The following is a 17,863-nucleotide window of genomic DNA, read 5'->3' on the forward strand; positions in this document are numbered from 1 at the left end:
GAGGAAACGATTAAGCACGTGATACGTAAGTTCCTTCAGCTGTGTTGATAACGAGTTTTTGACCTGCTTCGATAAAGTCTGGTACGTTGACTACAAGACCTGTTTCCATCGTAGCTGGTTTACCTGAACCTGTAACAGTCGCACCTTTGATAGATGGTTGTGTTTCTGCAACAACCAATTCAACAGTTGTTGGTACAGTAACACCGATCACTTCTGTTCCGTAGAACTGGATCTTCACATCGGAATTCTCCAAGATATAGAGCAATTCTTCTTTGATAGTCGCTACTGGAATTTCATACTGATCGTAGGTCTCAGTATTCATGAAATAAGCTGTGTCATCCATTTGGTAAAGGTACTGTGCTGGAACTGTTTCGATAATAGCTTGTTCAAATTTTTCATCTGGACGGTAAGTTGTATCGAAGGTTGAACCTGTACGTACATCACGCAATTTCATACGCATGATGGTGTTTCCTTTACCTGGTTTGTGGTGGCTTGCATCCAAAACTTTAATCAATTTACCCTCAGCTTCGAAGGTCATACCTGCTCTAAGTTTACTTGCTTCAATCATTGTATTGAATACCTCTTCAAATTTTATTTATTCGTTTTATTCTACCACAAACTGTCAAATTTCTCAAATGACAATCAATTCCTTGGGTGCTAATGTCAAGACTTCACAACCGTTTTCCGTAATCAATAGGTCATCTTCGATACGGACACCATATTTGTCATCCAAATAGATACCAGGCTCATCCGTCAAGACCATACCTGCCTTGATAGTCTCGTCAGATTTTCCAAAATATGGATATTCATGAATATCCAAACCAATTCCGTGCCCAATCCCGTGTGTAAAGTTAGCTCCGTAACCCGCCGCATTAATAATCTCACGAGGAATAGCGTCAAACTCGCGGTAAGTGACACCTTCCTTGGCCTGCTCAATCAAAGCCTTATTGGCACGCAAGACCACATCGTAAATCTCACGTTCTTGATCTGTCACATGACCGATATGGATGGTCCGTGTCATGTCACTGACATAATGTTGGTAGTAGCAACCAAAGTCCAGCGTCAAGCTCTCGCCTGTCTGAATAACCTTGTCCGATGCTCTTCCATGGGGCATGGCAGAGCGGTAGCCAGATGCCACGATAAATTCAAATGAGGCCCCTTCTGCACCGAGTTGACGCATGCGGTGGTCAAGGAAATGATTGACGTCCATCTCAGTCGTCTGACCTGGTTTGATAAAATCAAGAACATCAATAAAAGCCTGATCCGAAATTTGACATGCACGGCGAATAGTCGCAATTTCTTTCTCATCCTTAATCATACGCAAGTCTTCGATAAAGTTTGACATAGCAACCAGTTGATAACCCTCAAAAATGCTGGTCAGACTTTGATAGAAACCATAGGTCACCTCGCTATCAAAACCAATGGTTTCTAGTCCATCTTCCTTAATCACCTTAGCAATTTCTTCAAGGGCAAAACGGCTCTCGATAATATCAAAACCTTTTACTGATGCCTTGGCTATCAAGGTATAACGCGAATCAGTCACAAACAAGCGACGCTTGCCACTGATGAAGACAGTCGCCTCTGTCCCCCAAAAACCAGTTAGGTAGTAAATATTGTTTTGACCAGTCACCAAGATTCCATCAACAGTTGATTGAGCTAATTTTGCTTCGAATTTTTCAAGTCTTTTTTGCATCCTATTCCTCCAATGATTTTTTAACTATTATAGCAGAAATACAGACAAATACCAATTCTTTCCAGCAGATAGAGAAAAAAGCCGCAGAGGCGACTTTTTCATACTAACCGCAGAGAATAGCGTTCTTTAATCTTTTGTGAATTCCGCGTTTCTCAGTGTTGAATCAGTAGTGTCTAATGTTAGGACCCCATCAACAATTTCATAATCCACGGTCGAATTATCATTTTCTGCTGTTAGAGTTTTTCTCTCCTGATCAACAGTCAGGCCTTGTTCTTTAGACTGGGTTTGACCATCTTCCCCTTTTTCTTCAAAAGTAAGGGTTCCAGTATTATTTTCAATTTTGATAATTACTGTGTAAGTAGTGCCGTCTTTTTCCCTTGAATAGGTATAGGTTCCATTATCATTTTTAGCACCACAAGCAACCAAAATACATAAAGTAAGACTGATAAAAATACATGTTATAAACTTTTTCATTGCCTTCTCCATAATTATCGAATTTTATACTCAACGAAGTCTCGAATACGCTCTGAAGTATATGATGTTCGTGCCACTTTTTGCCCTTTTTCATTGACTATTAGTTCATATATTCCTTGACCATCATAAACATAATAGACTTCTTTTTCATTTTCACGTTGCAATACATAAGCGTACTTGATATTCGTTATTTCTTGGTTATCTTCTGTATAATAGCCCGTCAAACTATTAGGATCAACGATTTTATATGATTTTTGAAGATAGGAAATATCTGAACTATCGAGTCTCATCGCTTGAACAAATTCATTAAATGATTCAAATTTGTAAGATTCCTTATCACTATTTATTGAATCCGAATATTGTTTGATTTGATAATAGGTATACTGGATTGCCGAACTAGCTTTATTTTTCTTTTCTAATATAACTGCATTTTCTGGATGTTCAGAATCACCATACTTGACTGTTCCATCCACAAGCATCACTTTACCATGAGGCAGTTCCACATATTTACTCCCTCCTGTTGTAAAATATGGTAAAATCTCACCATTTTCATCAACATATTGCTGATACAACCGTCTTGGTTCAGATAATTCCAACTGTCCATAAGACATGGTAGCTACTCCTGAGCTAAGACGGGCAGTTTTCCTGATAATATCAAACTCTCCCTTATCATTTACATATAAGGTTCCTCCTCCATTTTGAATTTCATCTATCTGTTGTGATTCAGTGTAGGCAGTGTAGTAACCATCTTTCGTAATTTCAATTTCAAACTTAACTTCCCAGATTCGCCCATCAACTTCCTGCTTCTGTGTTATTTGATAAACTCCAACATACGCTTGAAGAGCCTTTTTAACATTCTCCTCCACTACCAGATCATCAGGTAGCGGAGAATAGTCAGCTGGCGTCACTTTCTCACTCTTCGTTGTACTTGAACTTTCAGTTACCTTTTGTTTACTACTGGAGGTTTCTTGATTCACTTGACTAGTCTGTTCCGTCTGACCACAAGCTACTAGACTTAAAGTTGATGTTGCTAACAACAATTTTAATAGATACTTTTTCATATTATCCCCTATAATTTAATATTAATCATACAATTTCGACAGTTTATTTATTAAGCATGTTCTTCTACGGTTTCGGCTGGATGAGCTCCAACATAGCCACGGTCACACCGTTACGGAAGGTGCTTTCAATAGCCTTGTCGCTGAGTCCGATGCCGACTGCCACCTGGAGGTTATTCAGGTCCTTCATCATGACAGCCTTGTGGCCTGCAGAACGCATCCACGTGCTGAAGAGGGTGTTAGCGATGTAAACTTCGTTGCTTGCTTTGCTTGCGCTTAGAGCCGTCCCCAGCTGGTCGGAATTTTCTCCACGCCAGCCTTGCTGTGCACGTTGCTCTTGTGTATAAACAGTTGGAAAATATGTTCCGTTCGGACGATAGTGTGCCCCTTTCTCTTCTCCTTGATAACGTAAGCTACCGTGGTCAGCCATTTCGTTAGCACGTTGCGTTGCTGCTGCCTGTACCACTGAGTCTATACCTCCATAGCTGACAGATGATAATCCCTCAGCTAGGCGGGCTTGATTCAGCAGTCGAACAAATTCATCATTCAACTTTTGAAGATTGATAAGCATCTCGATCTTCTCGAAGGTCTCCTTGGTAGCCCCAGTCCGGATGCTATCTCCGGTCACACCGCCTTTCTTTGCGATAAAGGCGTCCTGCTGCTCCTCAGTAAGAGACATAAACTCGTCCAGCGTCAAGGTCTTCTTATCAAGCAAGTTAGTGCTTGCAGGTTTGGTACCGACCACAAGGACCTCGTTGACTGGTGCAGTCTCAGAGATGACCTCGCGGGCTTCGCTTACTTGACCAGTACGGTTATTGGTGACCCGTGTGATACGGACCTTACGCTCCCCGTTTACTCCCTGAACTTTGATTTTTGTTTCACCTTCTGGGAGATTCGAATCTTCTTCCTTGATTGAAGTATAGGCAAGCACTTCCGTTTCTGTCAGAACTTGACTCGTCTCTTCTTTCTTGGTGCCAACTTCTACTATACGCTTAATTGGCTGAATAACCTCTGGTTGACACACCATTTCAGAGGCGACCTTGACGCCGTCCACATAGGTATCCTTATAGGTCTGTGTTTGCTGACCATCTACTCCTGCTACCAACTCACGACTTTCTCCTTCAAATAAGCTATCCACCTGACGAGTTTCTGTAGTAAATGGAATGACACTTGTTTCTTGGCGAGTTTGGTAACGAACAACAGCCTTTGTACCGACTTCAATAATCTCATTTACCGGTTCGACACGCTCTTCTTTTACTAGTTCACGCGCCGTTTCATTACCGTTTGTTTTAGTAATGCGGTAGGTTTGGGTTAGTGTTCCCTTTCTTCCTTTTGTAAGTGTACGAGTTTGACCTTTTTCCAAGTCTGGATTCTGACGAGTTTCAACAGTGTAGTCAAGCTCTGTTACCTTAGTTTCCTCTGTTGTCTCAACAACCGCCTTTGGCTTAGTGCCGTATTCAATGACTTGCGTAACTGGTTGAGCAATAACTTCGGTGCTAACCACTTCATCACTAATGACTGCACCTGTAGAATCGTAGACTTTCTTTGTAAGTGTCTTGGTTTGTCCGTTTACTCCTGCTACCAGTACACGTTCGGAACCTACTTCCAGATCCGCATTGGCACGGCGCTCTGTAGCAAATGAAATAGTTGCCAAGCTTTCTATAAGCTCTTCTCGATTTTTAGAAACCTCATCATTATAGGCGATTACTTCTGTAACAGGGGCAATTGTTTCAGTCGCAACGATTTCACGAGCGGTCTCTACATTATTGGTATAAGTCACTTTAGTGGTGACTATTTCCTTTCCATCCACACCTTGTGTAAGAACTTTGCTTTCTCCAGCTGGCAAACTTGTATCTTTCACATAGCTAGTTCCATACTTGATAACCGTTACCTGTTTCTCTACATCTGTTCGAACTGTATCAACAGGTCGATCTGGTTCCGCTGGATTAGTTGGAAGTTCTGGACTAACAGGTTTCTCCTCACCAGGTGTAACAGTCGTTTCCGTATCCCCTGGTACAGCTGGTTTTTCCACTAGAGCTGGTATTTCTGGCTGGACTGGTTTCTCCGTTTCTGAAATAACCTTGTCTTCTGTACCGATAACCTGACCACCTCCTGTTTCTTCAACAGGTTTCTCTGCTGGCTTACTTTCTGCTGGAACTTCTTCAACCTTGTCTTCAGACGGGGTTGGTTCTGTTGGGATGTCTGTTACCTTGTCCTCTGACGGAATTGATTCTGTTGGGATGTCTGATTTGTTCTCATCTGCTGGTTGGGTTGATTGGACAGGTAGATTCTCAATTTCTTCTGCCTTATCTATTGAACCCGTAGGTAGTGCTGGACTTGTCTCACTGCTCTGCTTTTGCCCTTCCAAATAACCTACAAACTCATAACCTGCAATTGAAATCTTTCCATCTGGGAGTGCCGCCCCTACTGTCAAGGTTTGAGTTTGACCATACTGAGCCAGCTGGGCAACCGTCACGGCAGATACAGAGGTAAAGACTATACTTCCTCCTACCAAGGTCAAGGTCATTGCTGGGCGAACCAACCGTTGATTTTTCCGACCAACAGTTATACCCACCAGCAGCAAGCCTGCCCCAATAGCTCCTGCTAATATACCTGTGTTTTCCCCTGTTTGTGGCAAAATTGAAGCCCCTGCTTTCCTATACACAAGATAGTAGGTCACATCTTCTGTAACCTGAGCTGGAAGCTCTGTAAAAATCGCCTTTTTCTCTGCCTCAGTCAATTCCTTAGTCGTTACATAATCATAGCGTACTTCCGCTGTCTTGGTCTGCGCTTGAACCGATAAACTTGTCAGCAAACCTACTCCTAACAGAGCAGAGGCGGCTCCTAAGCCTGTAAATTTACGAATCCCATATCGTAAACGCTGCTTCTTTTCTTCTTGGATGCGCTGAGTTCTACTATAAACCATATAATTCTCCCTTTTATGAAATAGTCTTCAAAAATATTTTACTATACACTTTTTATTTTTGCAATACATTAAGTAATACAATTTGTAATATTTCATATTGATTTATTTCGCTATACACTTGTAACAAGGAGCAAATAAATGGCATTTAAATTAAAATCAGATAAAAAAGAAACAGAAATCAAAACCATTCGATTTCCGTCAGAGTTGGTAGATAGAATTGAGGAAGCAATCGTAAGAAAGGATGTAAGCTTCTCCAGTTTTGTCATTCAGGCCTGTGACTATGCCTTGAATAATATGGATAAAGAGCAGTAAAAAAGAGCCGACGGCTCTTTTTTACTTGCTTATTTCAACTTCATTTTCAGATACTGACCCGTAAAGCTGGCTGGATTTTGAGCAACTTCTTCTGGTGTTCCTGTCGCGACAACAGTACCGCCACCGACACCGCCTTCCGGTCCCATGTCGATAATGTGGTCTGCTGTCTTAATGACATCCAGATTGTGCTCGATGACAAGGACAGTGTTGCCGTCATCGACAAATCGGGCCAAGACCTTGAGCAACTGGGCAATGTCCTCAGTATGCAGGCCAGTCGTTGGCTCATCCAAGATATAGAGGGACTTACCAGTTGACCGCTTGTGGAGTTCAGAAGCCAATTTCATCCGCTGGGCCTCCCCACCTGACAGGGTTGTCGCAGGTTGTCCCAAAGTCACATAGCCCAAGCCCACATCTTGAATGGTGCGGAGCTTGCGTTCGATTTTTGGAATGTGTTTGAAGAACTCGACCGCATCATTGACCGTCATATCAAGGACCTGAGCGATATTTTTCTCCTTGTAGTGTACTTCCAAGGTTTCAGAATTGTAGCGGTGCCCATGACAGACTTCACAAGGCACAAAGACATCTGGCAGGAAGTGCATTTCGATCTTGATAATCCCGTCACCCGAACAGGCTTCACAACGACCACCTTTGACGTTAAAGGAGAAACGCCCCTTCTTGTAGCCACGGATTTTCGCTTCATTGGTCTGGGCAAAGAGGTCACGAATATCGTCAAAGACACCTGTATAGGTAGCTGGGTTGGAACGCGGTGTCCGTCCAATCGGACTTTGGTCAATATCAATCAGGCGGTCCAAGTGTTCAATTCCTGAAATAGACTTGAACTTGCCTGGCTTGTCCGAATTGCGATTGAGTTTCTGTGCAATAGCTTTTTTCAAAATGGAATTGACCAGAGTTGACTTACCTGAGCCAGACACCCCTGTCACCGCCACAAATTTTCCGAGTGGGAAACGGACCGTCACATCCTGCAGGTTGTTTTCCTTGGCACCTGTTACCTCCAGGAAACGACCATTTCCGACACGGCGTTCTAGAGGCACTGGAATTTCTCGTTTGCCAGACAGGTACTGGCCTGTGATTGATTTCTTGTTTTTGGCTACTTGGGCAGGCGTTCCAGAAGCAACGATTTCTCCGCCAAAGACACCCGCACCTGGGCCGATGTCAATCAACCAGTCCGCCTCACGCATGGTATCCTCATCATGCTCCACCACAATCAAGGTATTACCCAAATCACGCATCTTTTTGAGACTGGCAATGAGACGATCATTGTCCCGCTGGTGCAGGCCAATCGACGGCTCGTCCAGAATATAGAGGACACCAGACAGGTTGGAGCCAATCTGGGTCGCCAGACGAATCCGCTGGCTCTCCCCACCAGAAAGGGTACCTGCTGCTCGTGAAAGAGTCAGATAGTTGAGACCAACGTTATTAAGGAAGGACAGGCGATCCTTGATTTCCTTGACAATCGGTGTTGCAATGGTTGCTTCATTTTCAGACAAGGTCAGATTTTCAATAACTTGCAAATGATCCGCTACAGACAAGTCAGACAACTGCCCAATATGAAGTCCCTGCTCGCCACCAACTTTAACAGACAGGGCTTGGTCATTGAGGCGATAGCCGTGGCAGGTTCCACAGGTCAATTCATTCATGTAAGTCTTCATGACTGTCCGTGTGTAATCACTATTGGTTTCACGGTAGCGGCGATTAATGTTGGTAATCAAGCCCTCGAATGGAATGTCAATATCACGCACCCCACCGAACTCATTTTCATAGTGGAAATGGAATTCTTTGCCGTCCGATCCGTTGAAAATCAGGTTCTTCTCCTCATCCGTCAATTCCTCGAAAGGCTTGTCCATGTCCACACCAAAATGGTTCATGGCCTGTTCCAACATCTGAGGATAGTAGTTAGAAGAAATAGGATTCCACGGAGCCAAGGCACCGTCACGCAAGGTCTTGCTGGCATCTGGGACAATCAAATCCGTATCCACTTCCAGCTTCATGCCCAAGCCGTCACAGTCGCTACAAGACCCAAAAGGAGCATTGAAAGAGAAGAGACGAGGCTCCAACTCGGGTACCGTAAAGCCACAAACCGGGCAAGCATAGTACTCAGAGAAAAGCAGTTCCTTCTCGTCCATGGTGTCAATGATGACATAGCCATCCGCAATCCGCAAAGCTGCTTCGATAGAATCAAAAAGCCGCGAACGAATACCCTCTTTGATCACAATCCGATCGACCACAACCTCGATGTTGTGAGCCTTGCTCTTAGATAACTCGGGCACTTCCGACACATCATAGACATCACCATTGACACGGACCCGAACATAGCCGTCCTTCTGCACTTTCTCAAAAATGGTCTTGTGTTGCCCCTTTTTCTTCCGCACAATCGGCGCCAAAATCTGCAAGCGCTGACGCTCTGGCAATTCCAAGACCTCATCAACAATCTGCTCCACCGAAGAAGCCGCAATCGCCCCATGACCATTGATACAGTACGGTGTCCCTACTCTTGCATAAAGCAGACGAAGATAGTCATTGATTTCTGTTGCCGTTCCAACTGTCGAACGCGGATTCCGCGAGGTTGTTTTTTGGTCTATGGAAATAGCAGGGCTAAGACCTTCGATGGAATCCACATCTGGCTTGTCCATGTTGCCCAAGAACTGACGAGCATAGGCTGAAAGACTTTCCACATAGCGACGTTGGCCTTCGGCATACAAGGTATCAAAAGCCAAACTCGACTTACCAGACCCCGACAAACCAGTCACCACCACCAACTTCTCACGCGGAATGGTCACATCAATATTTTTTAAATTATGGGCACGCGCCCCATGAATCACAATATTTTCTTGCATAACATGATATAAGTGCGTTAAGAAAGCGAGAAGAAAATAGGAAAATGTGACGTCACTTCGTGACAAAACATTTTGTCTTTTTCTCGACGCTTTTAGCACGCATTCAATTCCTTTCTAAGATACAAAGGGCGTTGTAACAGTCTGGGAGACTGTTACAATCGGGAAATAGGGAAAACGCAGTTTTCCTCATTACACCAACATCATTAGCCCGTGTTCATTTCCTTTCTAAATTATAAGTGCGTTCACAAGATAACTGGTGACGGTCGATTAACTCCGCGACACCAGACGAAACTGCCTATGGGCAATTTCTATATCTTGTATTAGCTCGATTTTCAAAAAATATCGTTTTGAAAATCTCACGTTAAGAAAACTATACAAAAATAGGAAACCTGCAAAGTGTGCCAAACACACGAGAAGATTTGCACTTTACAGCATCCACATCCGTAATCAGCTGAAGCTGAAACGGCTGCGTATCTTTTTTGCTAGATTTTTAGCACGCATTCAAATCCTTTCTTAAGAGGCTATAAGCTATGGTATACGGAACAAGGAAAAGTCCGTATAACTTATTCGCTTAAATGTCTACATATTATAACACATTTCTATATAAAACCTTTCCGAAACTGCACATTTTTTGGTATAATAGAGGTTGCGTTAACGCAACAAAGATAAAAGGAGGGCAAAGATATGAAACAAATTTTTCTATCAACCATGACTGATTTAGAAGAAATCCAAACCTTTGAACCAGGGGCTTGGATTAATTTGGTCAACCCCTCCCAGAGCGAGTCTATGGAAGTGGCTGAACACTATAAGATTGACATCGCTGACCTGCGAGCACCGCTCGATGCGGAAGAATCCTCTCGTATCACCGTCGAAGATGACTATACGCTCATCCTGGTCGACGTCCCAATTCTTGAAGAACGAAACAACAAGACATATTATATTACTATTCCTTTGGGAATTATTCTAACAGATGATGCGATTATCACGACATGTTTGGAACCATTGCCACTGTTTGAGCAGTTTATCCATCGTCGTCTACGGAATTTCTTCACTTTCATGAAGTCTCGTTTCGTTTTCCAAATTCTCTACCGCAATGCTCAACTCTACTTGTCAGCCCTACGGACCATTGACAGAAAGAGTGAAGAGATTGAGAAGCAACTCCATGAGGCCACTCGAAATGAAGAATTAATTGTACTCATGGAATTGGAAAAAACCATCGTCTACTTCAAGGCTTCCCTCAAAACCAATGAGCGTTTGGTCAAAAAACTTGCTAGTTCCTCACGTCTACTCCGTAAGTATGAAGAGGATGAGGATTTGCTTGAAGATACCTTGGTCGAAACCCAACAGGCCATTGAGATGGCAGACATCTATGGTTCCATCCTGAACTCTATGACCCATGCCTTTGCTTCTATCATTTCTAACAATCAGAATACCATCATGAAAACCTTGGCATTAGTGACAATCGTTCTCTCTATCCCAACCATGGTCTTCTCTGCATACGGTATGAACTTTAAGGACAATATCATTCCTTTTAACGATATTCCCTATGCTTTTTGGTGGATTATCCTCTTCGCATTTGCAATCAGCCTATCACTCACCTTCTACTTCATCCGTAAGAGATGGTTTTAACCTAAGGAGATTAACATGTCATTTACAGAAATCAACGGATTAACAAAAAAGAACCAAGAATTTATCCATATTGCGACCAACCAACTGATTAAAGATGGAAAGTCTGATAGCGAAATCAAAGAACTCTTGGAAGAAATTTTACCAACTATCATTGAAAAGCAAAAAACTGGCGTGACTGCGCGTAATCTCTATGGAGCACCAAGTGAGTGGGCTGCTAGTAAGACAATTTCTGAACAGGAAAAGAAAGACCAAGTGGAATACAATGAAAATCCATGGTTGATGTGGCTAGATTCCAGTCTTTTCATGCTTGCAATTATTGCTGGTATCAATGGTTTGATGAATCTTTTTGGCCAAGGTGCACAGTATGGGCTATTAACCTTATTTGTCATCGGTTTCGGTGTTGGTGCAGGGATGTACTTGATGTACCATTTCGTTTATAGAGAACAAATTAAAACTGGGCAACGTCCTAAATTGCTGAAAGCTATCGCTTTTCTCGGACTTGCTACGCTGGCTTGGTCAGTCGTTTTCATTCTAGCAGCACTGATTCCGGCCGCATTTAACCCAGTTCTCCCTCCGCTTGTTACTATTCTTATCGGAGCTGCCGCTTTCGGTGCACGCTACCTCTTGAAAAAGAAATATAACATTCGCAATGCCATGTCCCCAGTTCAATAATAAAACAAAGCGATTGGAATATTCCAGTCGCTTTTGTTTATCTATACAGTCCAGCTATCAAATCGCCCGAGAACTTTATCCGCTATCACTTGTCTATGTACTCTGCAAAAATAGTCTATCCCCAGACCGTGCCTCGCTTTCTTATTTTCAAGCTCATGAAAAATGAACCATTCTGTTATTGCACTTTTCGCATTTCTAGAGCGCAAGAAAAAATCGCCACACAGGGCGATTGCGCCTTTCCAGTTTCTAGGGCACAAGCTAAAAAGACCCGTCAGGGTCTTAATTCGCTTTCTTAATTTCGAGCTCATGAAAAAATGGTTCTCTCTCGCCGTTGCGCCTTTCACATTTCTAGAGTGCAAGAAAAAATCGCCACACAGGGCGATTTTTTTAATCTTCGTTTACGAATGGTAAAAGAGCCATAACGCGAGCACGTTTGATAGCTGTTGTTACTTTACGTTGGTTTTTAGCTGAAGTCCCAGTTACACGGCGTGGAAGGATTTTTCCACGTTCAGAAATGAAACGGCTAAGAAGCTCAGTATCTTTGTAATCAACATATTCAATTTTGTTAGCTGCGATATAGTCAACTTTTTTACGGCGTTTGAAACCGCCACGACGTTGTTGAGCCATGTGTGTTCTCCTTTATATTATTATTTTCAGACCTAGAATGGTAGGTCATCGTCTGATATATCCATTGGATTACTTGCTCCAAATGGACTTTCTTCTCGAGCGAAGTTTGGTGTAGATTGTGCAGGCGCTTGATAAGGTGAGTTGTAGTCATTTCCTCCAGCAAACGAGTTGCCAGCTGAATAGCCTCCACCTTGACCTTCACGGGCAGTACGGCTTTCCAAGAGTTGGAAACTTTCTGCAACTACCTCAGTAACGTAGACACGTTGCCCTTGCTGATTGTCATAGCTACGAGTCTGGATACGACCTGTAACACCAATCAGAGCACCTTTCTTAGCCCAATTCGCCAAATTCTCAGCTTGTTGACGCCAAATGACTACGTTGATAAAGTCCGCTTCACGCTCACCGTTTTGATTTTTAAAATTGCGGTTAACCGCCAAAGTAAAAGTCGCAACAGCTTGATTAGACGGAGTATAACGAAGTTCTGCATCACGGGTCATACGACCAACCAATACCACATTATTAATCATACAACACCTTCTTACGCGTCAAGTTTGACAATCATGTGACGAAGAATGTCGCCGTTGATTTTTGACAAACGGTCAAACTCTTTAAGAGCTTCATCGTTGTTAGCTTCAACGTTAACGATGTGGTACAAACCTTCGCGGAAATCTTTGATTTCGTATGCAAGGCGACGTTTTTCCCATGCTTTTGATTCAACGATAGTTGCACCGTTGTCAGTCAAGATAGAGTCAAAGCGTGCTACCAAAGCGTTTTTAGCTTCTTCTTCAATGTTTGGACGAATAATATAAAGAATTTCGTATTTAGCCATTGATATGTTCCTCCTTTTGGTCTAATGACTCATGGTCTAGCCACGAGTAAGTGAGGGATACTCACAGAAAATAATTATACCATAATATAGAAAATGTGCAAGTGAAAACAGTTTGCCGAAAACATTTTCACAAAAAATAAAGACTGCCCAAACAAAGGGCAGCCCTATGGATTAAGCTACAATCGCTTTTGCTACTTCTTCTGTTGTCATGCGTGAGAAATAGTGTGTTGTGTCGATTTCTTGGAGTTTCGCTAGGACATCTGCGTACTCGTAGCGAGTGCCTACCAGCAAATCTTCAATATCCGATACATCACCGATCCCGAAGAAGTCTCCGTAAATCTTGATAGATTCGATGACAGATTTTTCAGCCTTGATGTAGGTTGTGATTTTACCTGCTGGGTAACGAACACTACGCTCAACGGTATATTCTGGTGTTTGACCGTAGGTCCAATCCCATGTCGCAAACTGGGTATCACGGATTTCTTGGATACGATCCAAGTCATCTTCTGACAAGACATACTCGTCCATGTCTGGATATTCTTGCTTCATCTGGTTGAGAATGGCATCCTTGAACTCCAGAACGGTCATCTTCTCTGGCAATTCGTTGTTGATATTGGTCACACGGGCACGGACGGACTTGACACCCTTGGATTCAATCTTGTCCTTGCTGACCTTGAGGGCACTAGCCAGAACTGACATATCCACATCAAAGAGCAAGCAACCGTGGTGCATCATACGGCCTTTGGCGTAGGCTTGGGCATTACCACAGATTTTCTTGCCGTCAATTTCCAGGTCATTACGGCCGGTGAAATTCGCCTCAACACCTAGTGTCGCAAGGGTATCAATCACAGGCTTGGAGAAGGTTTTGAAATCAAAAGCTCCCTCGTCTGCCTTGTTAGAGATAATGGTGTAGTTAAGGTTGTTGAGGTCATGATAGACAGCGCCACCACCTGACAGACGGCGAACAACATGGATGCCCTTTTCGTCTGTGAATTCCTTGTTGATTTCTTCAATAGCATTCTGATGCTTACCGATAATGATGGCAGGCTCATTGATCCAGAGAATAAAAATTTCGTCAATATCTGTTAATTCCTTGAAGGCATAGGCTTCGAGGGCAATATTATAGGCTGGGTCATTGCTGTTGTTTACGATGTATTTCATGCAAAACTCCTTTATTGTTAACTAATTTTTATTATAGTGGAAACGATAACAAAAGACAAGTCCGAAGACCTGTCTCTCTACTGTATTTTAGAGGCTCTTATTATTTACGTTTTGGTGGATTGTGGATCGCAACACCAAGAACATCAAGAAAGGCTTCATACATAACCTCTGAGAAGGTTGGGTGACCGTGGATTGATGCTGCCACATCATCAACAGTCAATTCAGATTCCATGATAGTTGCTGCTTCATTGATCATTTCAGCTGCAACTGGACCGATGATATGAACACCAAGGATTTCATGGTATTTCTTGTCCGCAATTACTTTTACGAAACCGTGAGCTTCGTTAGAAGCAATGGCACGACCGTTACCAGTGAAGCTATTGCGACCGATAAGGATGTTTTCTTTACCGTATTTCTCGATCGCCTGGTCTTCTGTCAAACCAACCATAGCAATTTCTGGGTGTGTGTAAACCGCTGCTGGTGTGAAGTCCAATTTAGCCTTGTGGTGGTTACCGTGGATGGCATTTTCAGCCGCCACTTCACCCATACGGTAAGCAGCATGTGCCAACATCTTAGTACCGTTGACATCACCTGGTGCGTAGATACCTGGGATTGATGTTTCTTGGTATTCGTTGACCTTGATACGACCGCGGTCTAGTTCAAGGTTAAGATTTTCAAGACCAGCCAATTGTGGTACACGACCGATTGAAAGAAGGGCTTTTTCAGAAACGATTTCTGAGCCGTCGTTCAATTTGATGGTCAACTGGTTGTTGGCTTCGACGATTTCAGATACACCAACAGATGTCAAGAATTTCATACCTTTCTTAGAAAGGACTTTTTGCAATTCAACAGACACTTCGCGGTCCATACCTGGAATAATACGGTCAGCCATTTCAACAACTGTTACTTCTGTTCCGTATGATGCGTAAACCAAACCAAGTTCTACACCGACTACGCCGCCACCCATAACAGTGAGTGACTTAGGAATTTCACGCAAATCAAGGATATCATCAGAAGTCAATACCAACTTAGAATCAATACCTGGGATGTTGATGCGTGATACTTTAGAACCTGTTGCAAGGATGATGCTACGACCTTTGATAACCTTGTCGCCAATAACAACTGTCTTATCAGGATTTACTTGACCAAGACCGTTGAAGATTGTTACCTTGTTAGCTTTCAAGAGACCTTGAACGCCACCAGTCAATGTCTTCACAACCTTGTTCTTGAAGTCAACTGTCTTGTCCATATCAACGGTGTAGTTTGTTGAAGCAAGGTTGATACCACGCTCAGCAGCAATCTTCAAGCCGTCAAGAATTTCAGCGTTTTTAAGGTAGGTCTTAGTTGGGATACAACCCTTGTTCAAGCAAGTACCACCGAATTCTGATTTCTCAACGATAGCGATTTTACCGCCTAATTGAGCACCACGAATAGCTGCATAGTAACCAGCAGGGCCACCACCGACAACAACCATGTCGTACTCGTCAGCTGCCAATTCAGCCTTAGGAGCTTGTGGAGCTGTTGCAGGAGCTGCAGGTACTTCCAAACCAGCTGCTTTCAAGTCAGCAGTTGCTTGAGCAACCTCAGCTGGAGCAGGTGCAGCACCCAATTCAACTGTTTCACCTTCTGCACCAAGGTAAGCAATGACTTCAGTTACAGGAACTGTTGCACCGTTACCATGAACGATTTTCAAAAGAACACCTGATTCTTCCGCTTCCAATTCCATGCTTGTCTTGTCTGACATCATCTCCAAGATAACATCACCCTCGTTGACAAAATCACCCTCTTGTTTTTTCCACTCGATGATTTCGCCTTCTTGCATATCTACACCAAGTTTCGGCATAATAATTTCAATAGCCATGTTTAAGATACCAAGAGCGAAGAGAAAGCGACTGAAAAATTAGGAAATCGTAGAAAATCCTGATTTTCTAAACGATTTATCTATTTTTCCGAGCTTTCCGCTCGGGTTCAATTGCTAAAACTCTCTCGCTCTTATTCCCTTTCTTTATTTTCTATTCAGAAATCTACATTCCTTTATTTTCGACCAATAAAAACCTTATCAGATCAACAATTCCAATGGGTTTTCCAGCAAGTTCTTCAAGTCAACCATGAACTTAGCACCATTCATACCATCAATGATACGGTGGTCGATGGTCAAGCAGAGTGCCATGATTGGACGGATTTTGATTTCACCATCAATAACAACTGGTGTTTGAACAGTTGATGCTACACCAAGGATTGCTGAGTTTGGTTGGTTGATGATTGGGTTAAAGGTTTTAGTACCAAACATACCCAAGTTGGTGATAGAGAAGGTCGAACCTGACATTTCAGCCCCCTTCAACTTACCAGATTGAGCCTTCTTGATGACATCTTTCGAAGCCACCACAAAGTCAGACAAGCTCATCTTATCTGCACCGTGAACAACTGGCACCACCAAGCCATCATCTAGACCTACTGCGATACCAAGGTTGACGAACTTGTGTAATTCGATTTCTTGTGCATCGTTAATCAAAGATGCGTTCATGTAACGGTGTTCTTCTTTCATCAAAGTACGAACAACCGCAAGACCAATCAAGTCTGTAAAGGTTACTTTCAAACCAGTCTTGTTCATGATTGGCTCAAGGACTTGCTTACGTAGTGCCATGAGGTTGGTCATGTCAATATCGTAGTTAAGTGTAAATGTCGGAGCAGTCAAGTAAGAGTTGACCATACCTTTTGAAATCGCCTTACGCATTGGGCTCATCTTGATGATTTCAACGCCCTCTGGCAATTCTTTAGCTGGTTTCTCTTCAGCTTTTGGTGCTGGAGCAGCAGTTTCTACAGCTGCAGGAGCAAGTACTGCAAGAACGTCGTTCTTGACAATCTTACCGTTAACACCTGAACCTGTAAGAGTTGACAAGTCAACACCTTGGTCTGCTGCAATACGGGCTGCAAGCGGAGTTGCTTTGGGAGCTGCTCCCTTGAAGTCTTCGATGTCAACCTTGTGGACACGACCGTTAGCACCTGTTCCTGGAACCAGACCCAAATCAATTCCAAGCTCACGCGCCAATTTACGTGCTGCTGGAGTCGCACGAACCTTACCACCACCTTGTGGTTTGGCAGCAGGTGCAGGAGCAACAATCACTGGTGTACGACCTGCAGGTACTTCTTCAATAGCCGCTGCTGGTTCAACAGCAGGTGCAGGTGAAGCGCCGGCTTCAACCGTCTCACCTTCAGCACCGATGTAGGCAATAACTTCTGTTACAGGAACGGTAGCACCGTTTCCGTGAACAATTTTCAATAGGACGCCTGACTCTTCTGCTTCCAGCTCCATGCTGGTCTTGTCAGACATCATTTCCAAGATGACGTCGCCTTCGTTGACAAAATCGCCCTCTTGTTTTTTCCACTCGATGATTTCACCTTCTTGCATGTCCACACCGAGCTTAGGCATAATGATTTCAATAGCCATTATTAAGATACCAAGTCCGAACAGAAAACGAATGAAAAATAGGAAATCGTCGAAAATCCTGATTTTCGTAACGATTTATCTTTTTTCCGAGTTTTCCGGACGGGTTCAATTCCTTTCTTTCAGTTTCTTACCTTGTCAAGAACCAAACCAGACTTCGATAATCGAAGTGACTTAATTCT

General features: G+C 43.2%; 15 protein-coding genes. 3 read left to right on the top strand and 12 right to left on the bottom strand.

Annotation, left to right across the window (positions count from 1 at the left end; all coding sequences use genetic code 11):
- Positions 1–10 precede the first annotated feature (10 nt).
- From efp to ODU37_RS03525, 5 genes are all read right to left on the bottom strand, one after another.
- Positions 11–568 (bottom strand): elongation factor P, encoded by a 558-nt coding sequence (efp, locus tag ODU37_RS03505; protein ID WP_002942436.1) that lies wholly within the window; start codon positions 566–568, stop codon positions 11–13.
- A 63-nt stretch (positions 569–631) separates the two neighbouring features.
- Positions 632–1,693, bottom strand: a complete 1,062-nt coding sequence (locus ODU37_RS03510) for a Xaa-Pro peptidase family protein (RefSeq protein ID WP_249562345.1) — start codon at positions 1,691–1,693, stop codon at positions 632–634.
- 126 nt (positions 1,694–1,819) lie between these two features.
- Positions 1,820–2,167 (bottom strand): hypothetical protein, encoded by a 348-nt coding sequence (locus ODU37_RS03515; RefSeq protein ID WP_024403632.1) that lies wholly within the window; start codon positions 2,165–2,167, stop codon positions 1,820–1,822.
- Between the two features lie 14 nt (positions 2,168–2,181).
- Complete coding sequence (locus ODU37_RS03520; RefSeq protein WP_024403633.1) at positions 2,182–3,228, bottom strand: hypothetical protein; 1,047 nt, start codon at positions 3,226–3,228, stop codon at positions 2,182–2,184.
- Between the two features lie 64 nt (positions 3,229–3,292).
- Positions 3,293–6,151, bottom strand: coding sequence for a G5 domain-containing protein (locus ODU37_RS03525; RefSeq protein WP_249562344.1), 2,859 nt, complete (start codon positions 6,149–6,151; stop codon positions 3,293–3,295).
- A gap of 138 nt (positions 6,152–6,289) precedes the next feature.
- On the opposite strand from ODU37_RS03525, the gene ODU37_RS03530 reads away from it, so the two are divergent.
- The gene (locus tag ODU37_RS03530; RefSeq protein ID WP_162841172.1) at positions 6,290–6,463 is read left to right on the top strand and encodes a YlcI/YnfO family protein; all 174 of its coding nucleotides are present in this window, start codon (positions 6,290–6,292) and stop codon (positions 6,461–6,463) included.
- Positions 6,464–6,492: 29 nt separating this feature from the next.
- Here ODU37_RS03530 and uvrA read toward each other — a convergent pair whose 3' ends face one another.
- Positions 6,493–9,318, bottom strand: coding sequence for an excinuclease ABC subunit UvrA (gene uvrA, locus ODU37_RS03535; protein WP_208564733.1), 2,826 nt, complete (start codon positions 9,316–9,318; stop codon positions 6,493–6,495).
- Positions 9,319–10,002: 684 nt separating this feature from the next.
- Between uvrA and ODU37_RS03540 the strand changes: the two genes are divergently transcribed.
- Both ODU37_RS03540 and ODU37_RS03545 read left to right on the top strand, forming a co-directional pair.
- Positions 10,003–10,947 carry a magnesium transporter CorA family protein gene (locus tag ODU37_RS03540; RefSeq protein WP_002939248.1) on the top strand — a complete coding sequence of 315 codons (945 nt, stop codon included), beginning with the start codon at positions 10,003–10,005 and terminating at the stop codon, positions 10,945–10,947.
- 15 nt (positions 10,948–10,962) lie between these two features.
- Positions 10,963–11,619 carry a DUF1129 domain-containing protein gene (locus tag ODU37_RS03545; protein WP_012027735.1) on the top strand — a complete coding sequence of 219 codons (657 nt, stop codon included), beginning with the start codon at positions 10,963–10,965 and terminating at the stop codon, positions 11,617–11,619.
- Positions 11,620–12,006: 387 nt separating this feature from the next.
- On the opposite strand, the gene rpsR is transcribed toward ODU37_RS03545, so the two are convergent.
- From rpsR to ODU37_RS03575, 6 genes are all read right to left on the bottom strand, one after another.
- Positions 12,007–12,246, bottom strand: coding sequence for a 30S ribosomal protein S18 (gene rpsR, locus ODU37_RS03550; protein ID WP_002939250.1), 240 nt, complete (start codon positions 12,244–12,246; stop codon positions 12,007–12,009).
- 32 nt (positions 12,247–12,278) lie between these two features.
- Complete coding sequence (locus ODU37_RS03555) at positions 12,279–12,773, bottom strand: single-stranded DNA-binding protein (RefSeq protein ID WP_002942409.1); 495 nt, start codon at positions 12,771–12,773, stop codon at positions 12,279–12,281.
- Positions 12,774–12,784: 11 nt separating this feature from the next.
- Complete coding sequence (gene rpsF, locus ODU37_RS03560; RefSeq protein ID WP_002942403.1) at positions 12,785–13,075, bottom strand: 30S ribosomal protein S6; 291 nt, start codon at positions 13,073–13,075, stop codon at positions 12,785–12,787.
- A 171-nt stretch (positions 13,076–13,246) separates the two neighbouring features.
- Positions 13,247–14,236 (bottom strand): lipoate--protein ligase, encoded by a 990-nt coding sequence (locus ODU37_RS03565; protein WP_044758891.1) that lies wholly within the window; start codon positions 14,234–14,236, stop codon positions 13,247–13,249.
- A 100-nt stretch (positions 14,237–14,336) separates the two neighbouring features.
- Entirely contained in the window at positions 14,337–16,097 is a 1,761-nt protein-coding gene (gene lpdA / locus ODU37_RS03570) for a dihydrolipoyl dehydrogenase (protein ID WP_105105815.1), read from the bottom strand.
- A 198-nt stretch (positions 16,098–16,295) separates the two neighbouring features.
- Entirely contained in the window at positions 16,296–17,684 is a 1,389-nt protein-coding gene (locus ODU37_RS03575; RefSeq protein ID WP_105095602.1) for a dihydrolipoamide acetyltransferase, read from the bottom strand.
- Positions 17,685–17,863 lie beyond the last annotated feature (179 nt).

This window comes from Streptococcus sp. 2021WUSS109, from assembly GCF_044427305.1.
Lineage (GTDB): Bacteria > Bacillota > Bacilli > Lactobacillales > Streptococcaceae > Streptococcus > Streptococcus suis.

What these genes read in the sequence shown, in the direction of transcription:
- efp (WP_002942436.1), bottom strand. Translation starts at nt 568, where the DNA reads ATGATTGAAGCAAGTAAACTTAGAGCAGGTATGACCTTCGAAGCTGAG.
- ODU37_RS03510 (WP_249562345.1), bottom strand. Translation starts at nt 1,693, where the DNA reads ATGCAAAAAAGACTTGAAAAATTCGAAGCAAAATTAGCTCAATCAACT.
- ODU37_RS03515 (WP_024403632.1), bottom strand. Translation starts at nt 2,167, where the DNA reads ATGAAAAAGTTTATAACATGTATTTTTATCAGTCTTACTTTATGTATT.
- ODU37_RS03520 (WP_024403633.1), bottom strand. Translation starts at nt 3,228, where the DNA reads ATGAAAAAGTATCTATTAAAATTGTTGTTAGCAACATCAACTTTAAGT.
- ODU37_RS03525 (WP_249562344.1), bottom strand. Translation starts at nt 6,151, where the DNA reads ATGGTTTATAGTAGAACTCAGCGCATCCAAGAAGAAAAGAAGCAGCGT.
- ODU37_RS03530 (WP_162841172.1), top strand. Translation starts at nt 6,290, where the DNA reads ATGGCATTTAAATTAAAATCAGATAAAAAAGAAACAGAAATCAAAACC.
- uvrA (WP_208564733.1), bottom strand. Translation starts at nt 9,318, where the DNA reads ATGCAAGAAAATATTGTGATTCATGGGGCGCGTGCCCATAATTTAAAA.
- ODU37_RS03540 (WP_002939248.1), top strand. Translation starts at nt 10,003, where the DNA reads ATGAAACAAATTTTTCTATCAACCATGACTGATTTAGAAGAAATCCAA.
- ODU37_RS03545 (WP_012027735.1), top strand. Translation starts at nt 10,963, where the DNA reads ATGTCATTTACAGAAATCAACGGATTAACAAAAAAGAACCAAGAATTT.
- rpsR (WP_002939250.1), bottom strand. Translation starts at nt 12,246, where the DNA reads ATGGCTCAACAACGTCGTGGCGGTTTCAAACGCCGTAAAAAAGTTGAC.
- ODU37_RS03555 (WP_002942409.1), bottom strand. Translation starts at nt 12,773, where the DNA reads ATGATTAATAATGTGGTATTGGTTGGTCGTATGACCCGTGATGCAGAA.
- rpsF (WP_002942403.1), bottom strand. Translation starts at nt 13,075, where the DNA reads ATGGCTAAATACGAAATTCTTTATATTATTCGTCCAAACATTGAAGAA.
- ODU37_RS03565 (WP_044758891.1), bottom strand. Translation starts at nt 14,236, where the DNA reads ATGAAATACATCGTAAACAACAGCAATGACCCAGCCTATAATATTGCC.
- lpdA (WP_105105815.1), bottom strand. Translation starts at nt 16,097, where the DNA reads ATGGCTATTGAAATTATTATGCCGAAACTTGGTGTAGATATGCAAGAA.
- ODU37_RS03575 (WP_105095602.1), bottom strand. Translation starts at nt 17,684, where the DNA reads ATGGCTATTGAAATCATTATGCCTAAGCTCGGTGTGGACATGCAAGAA.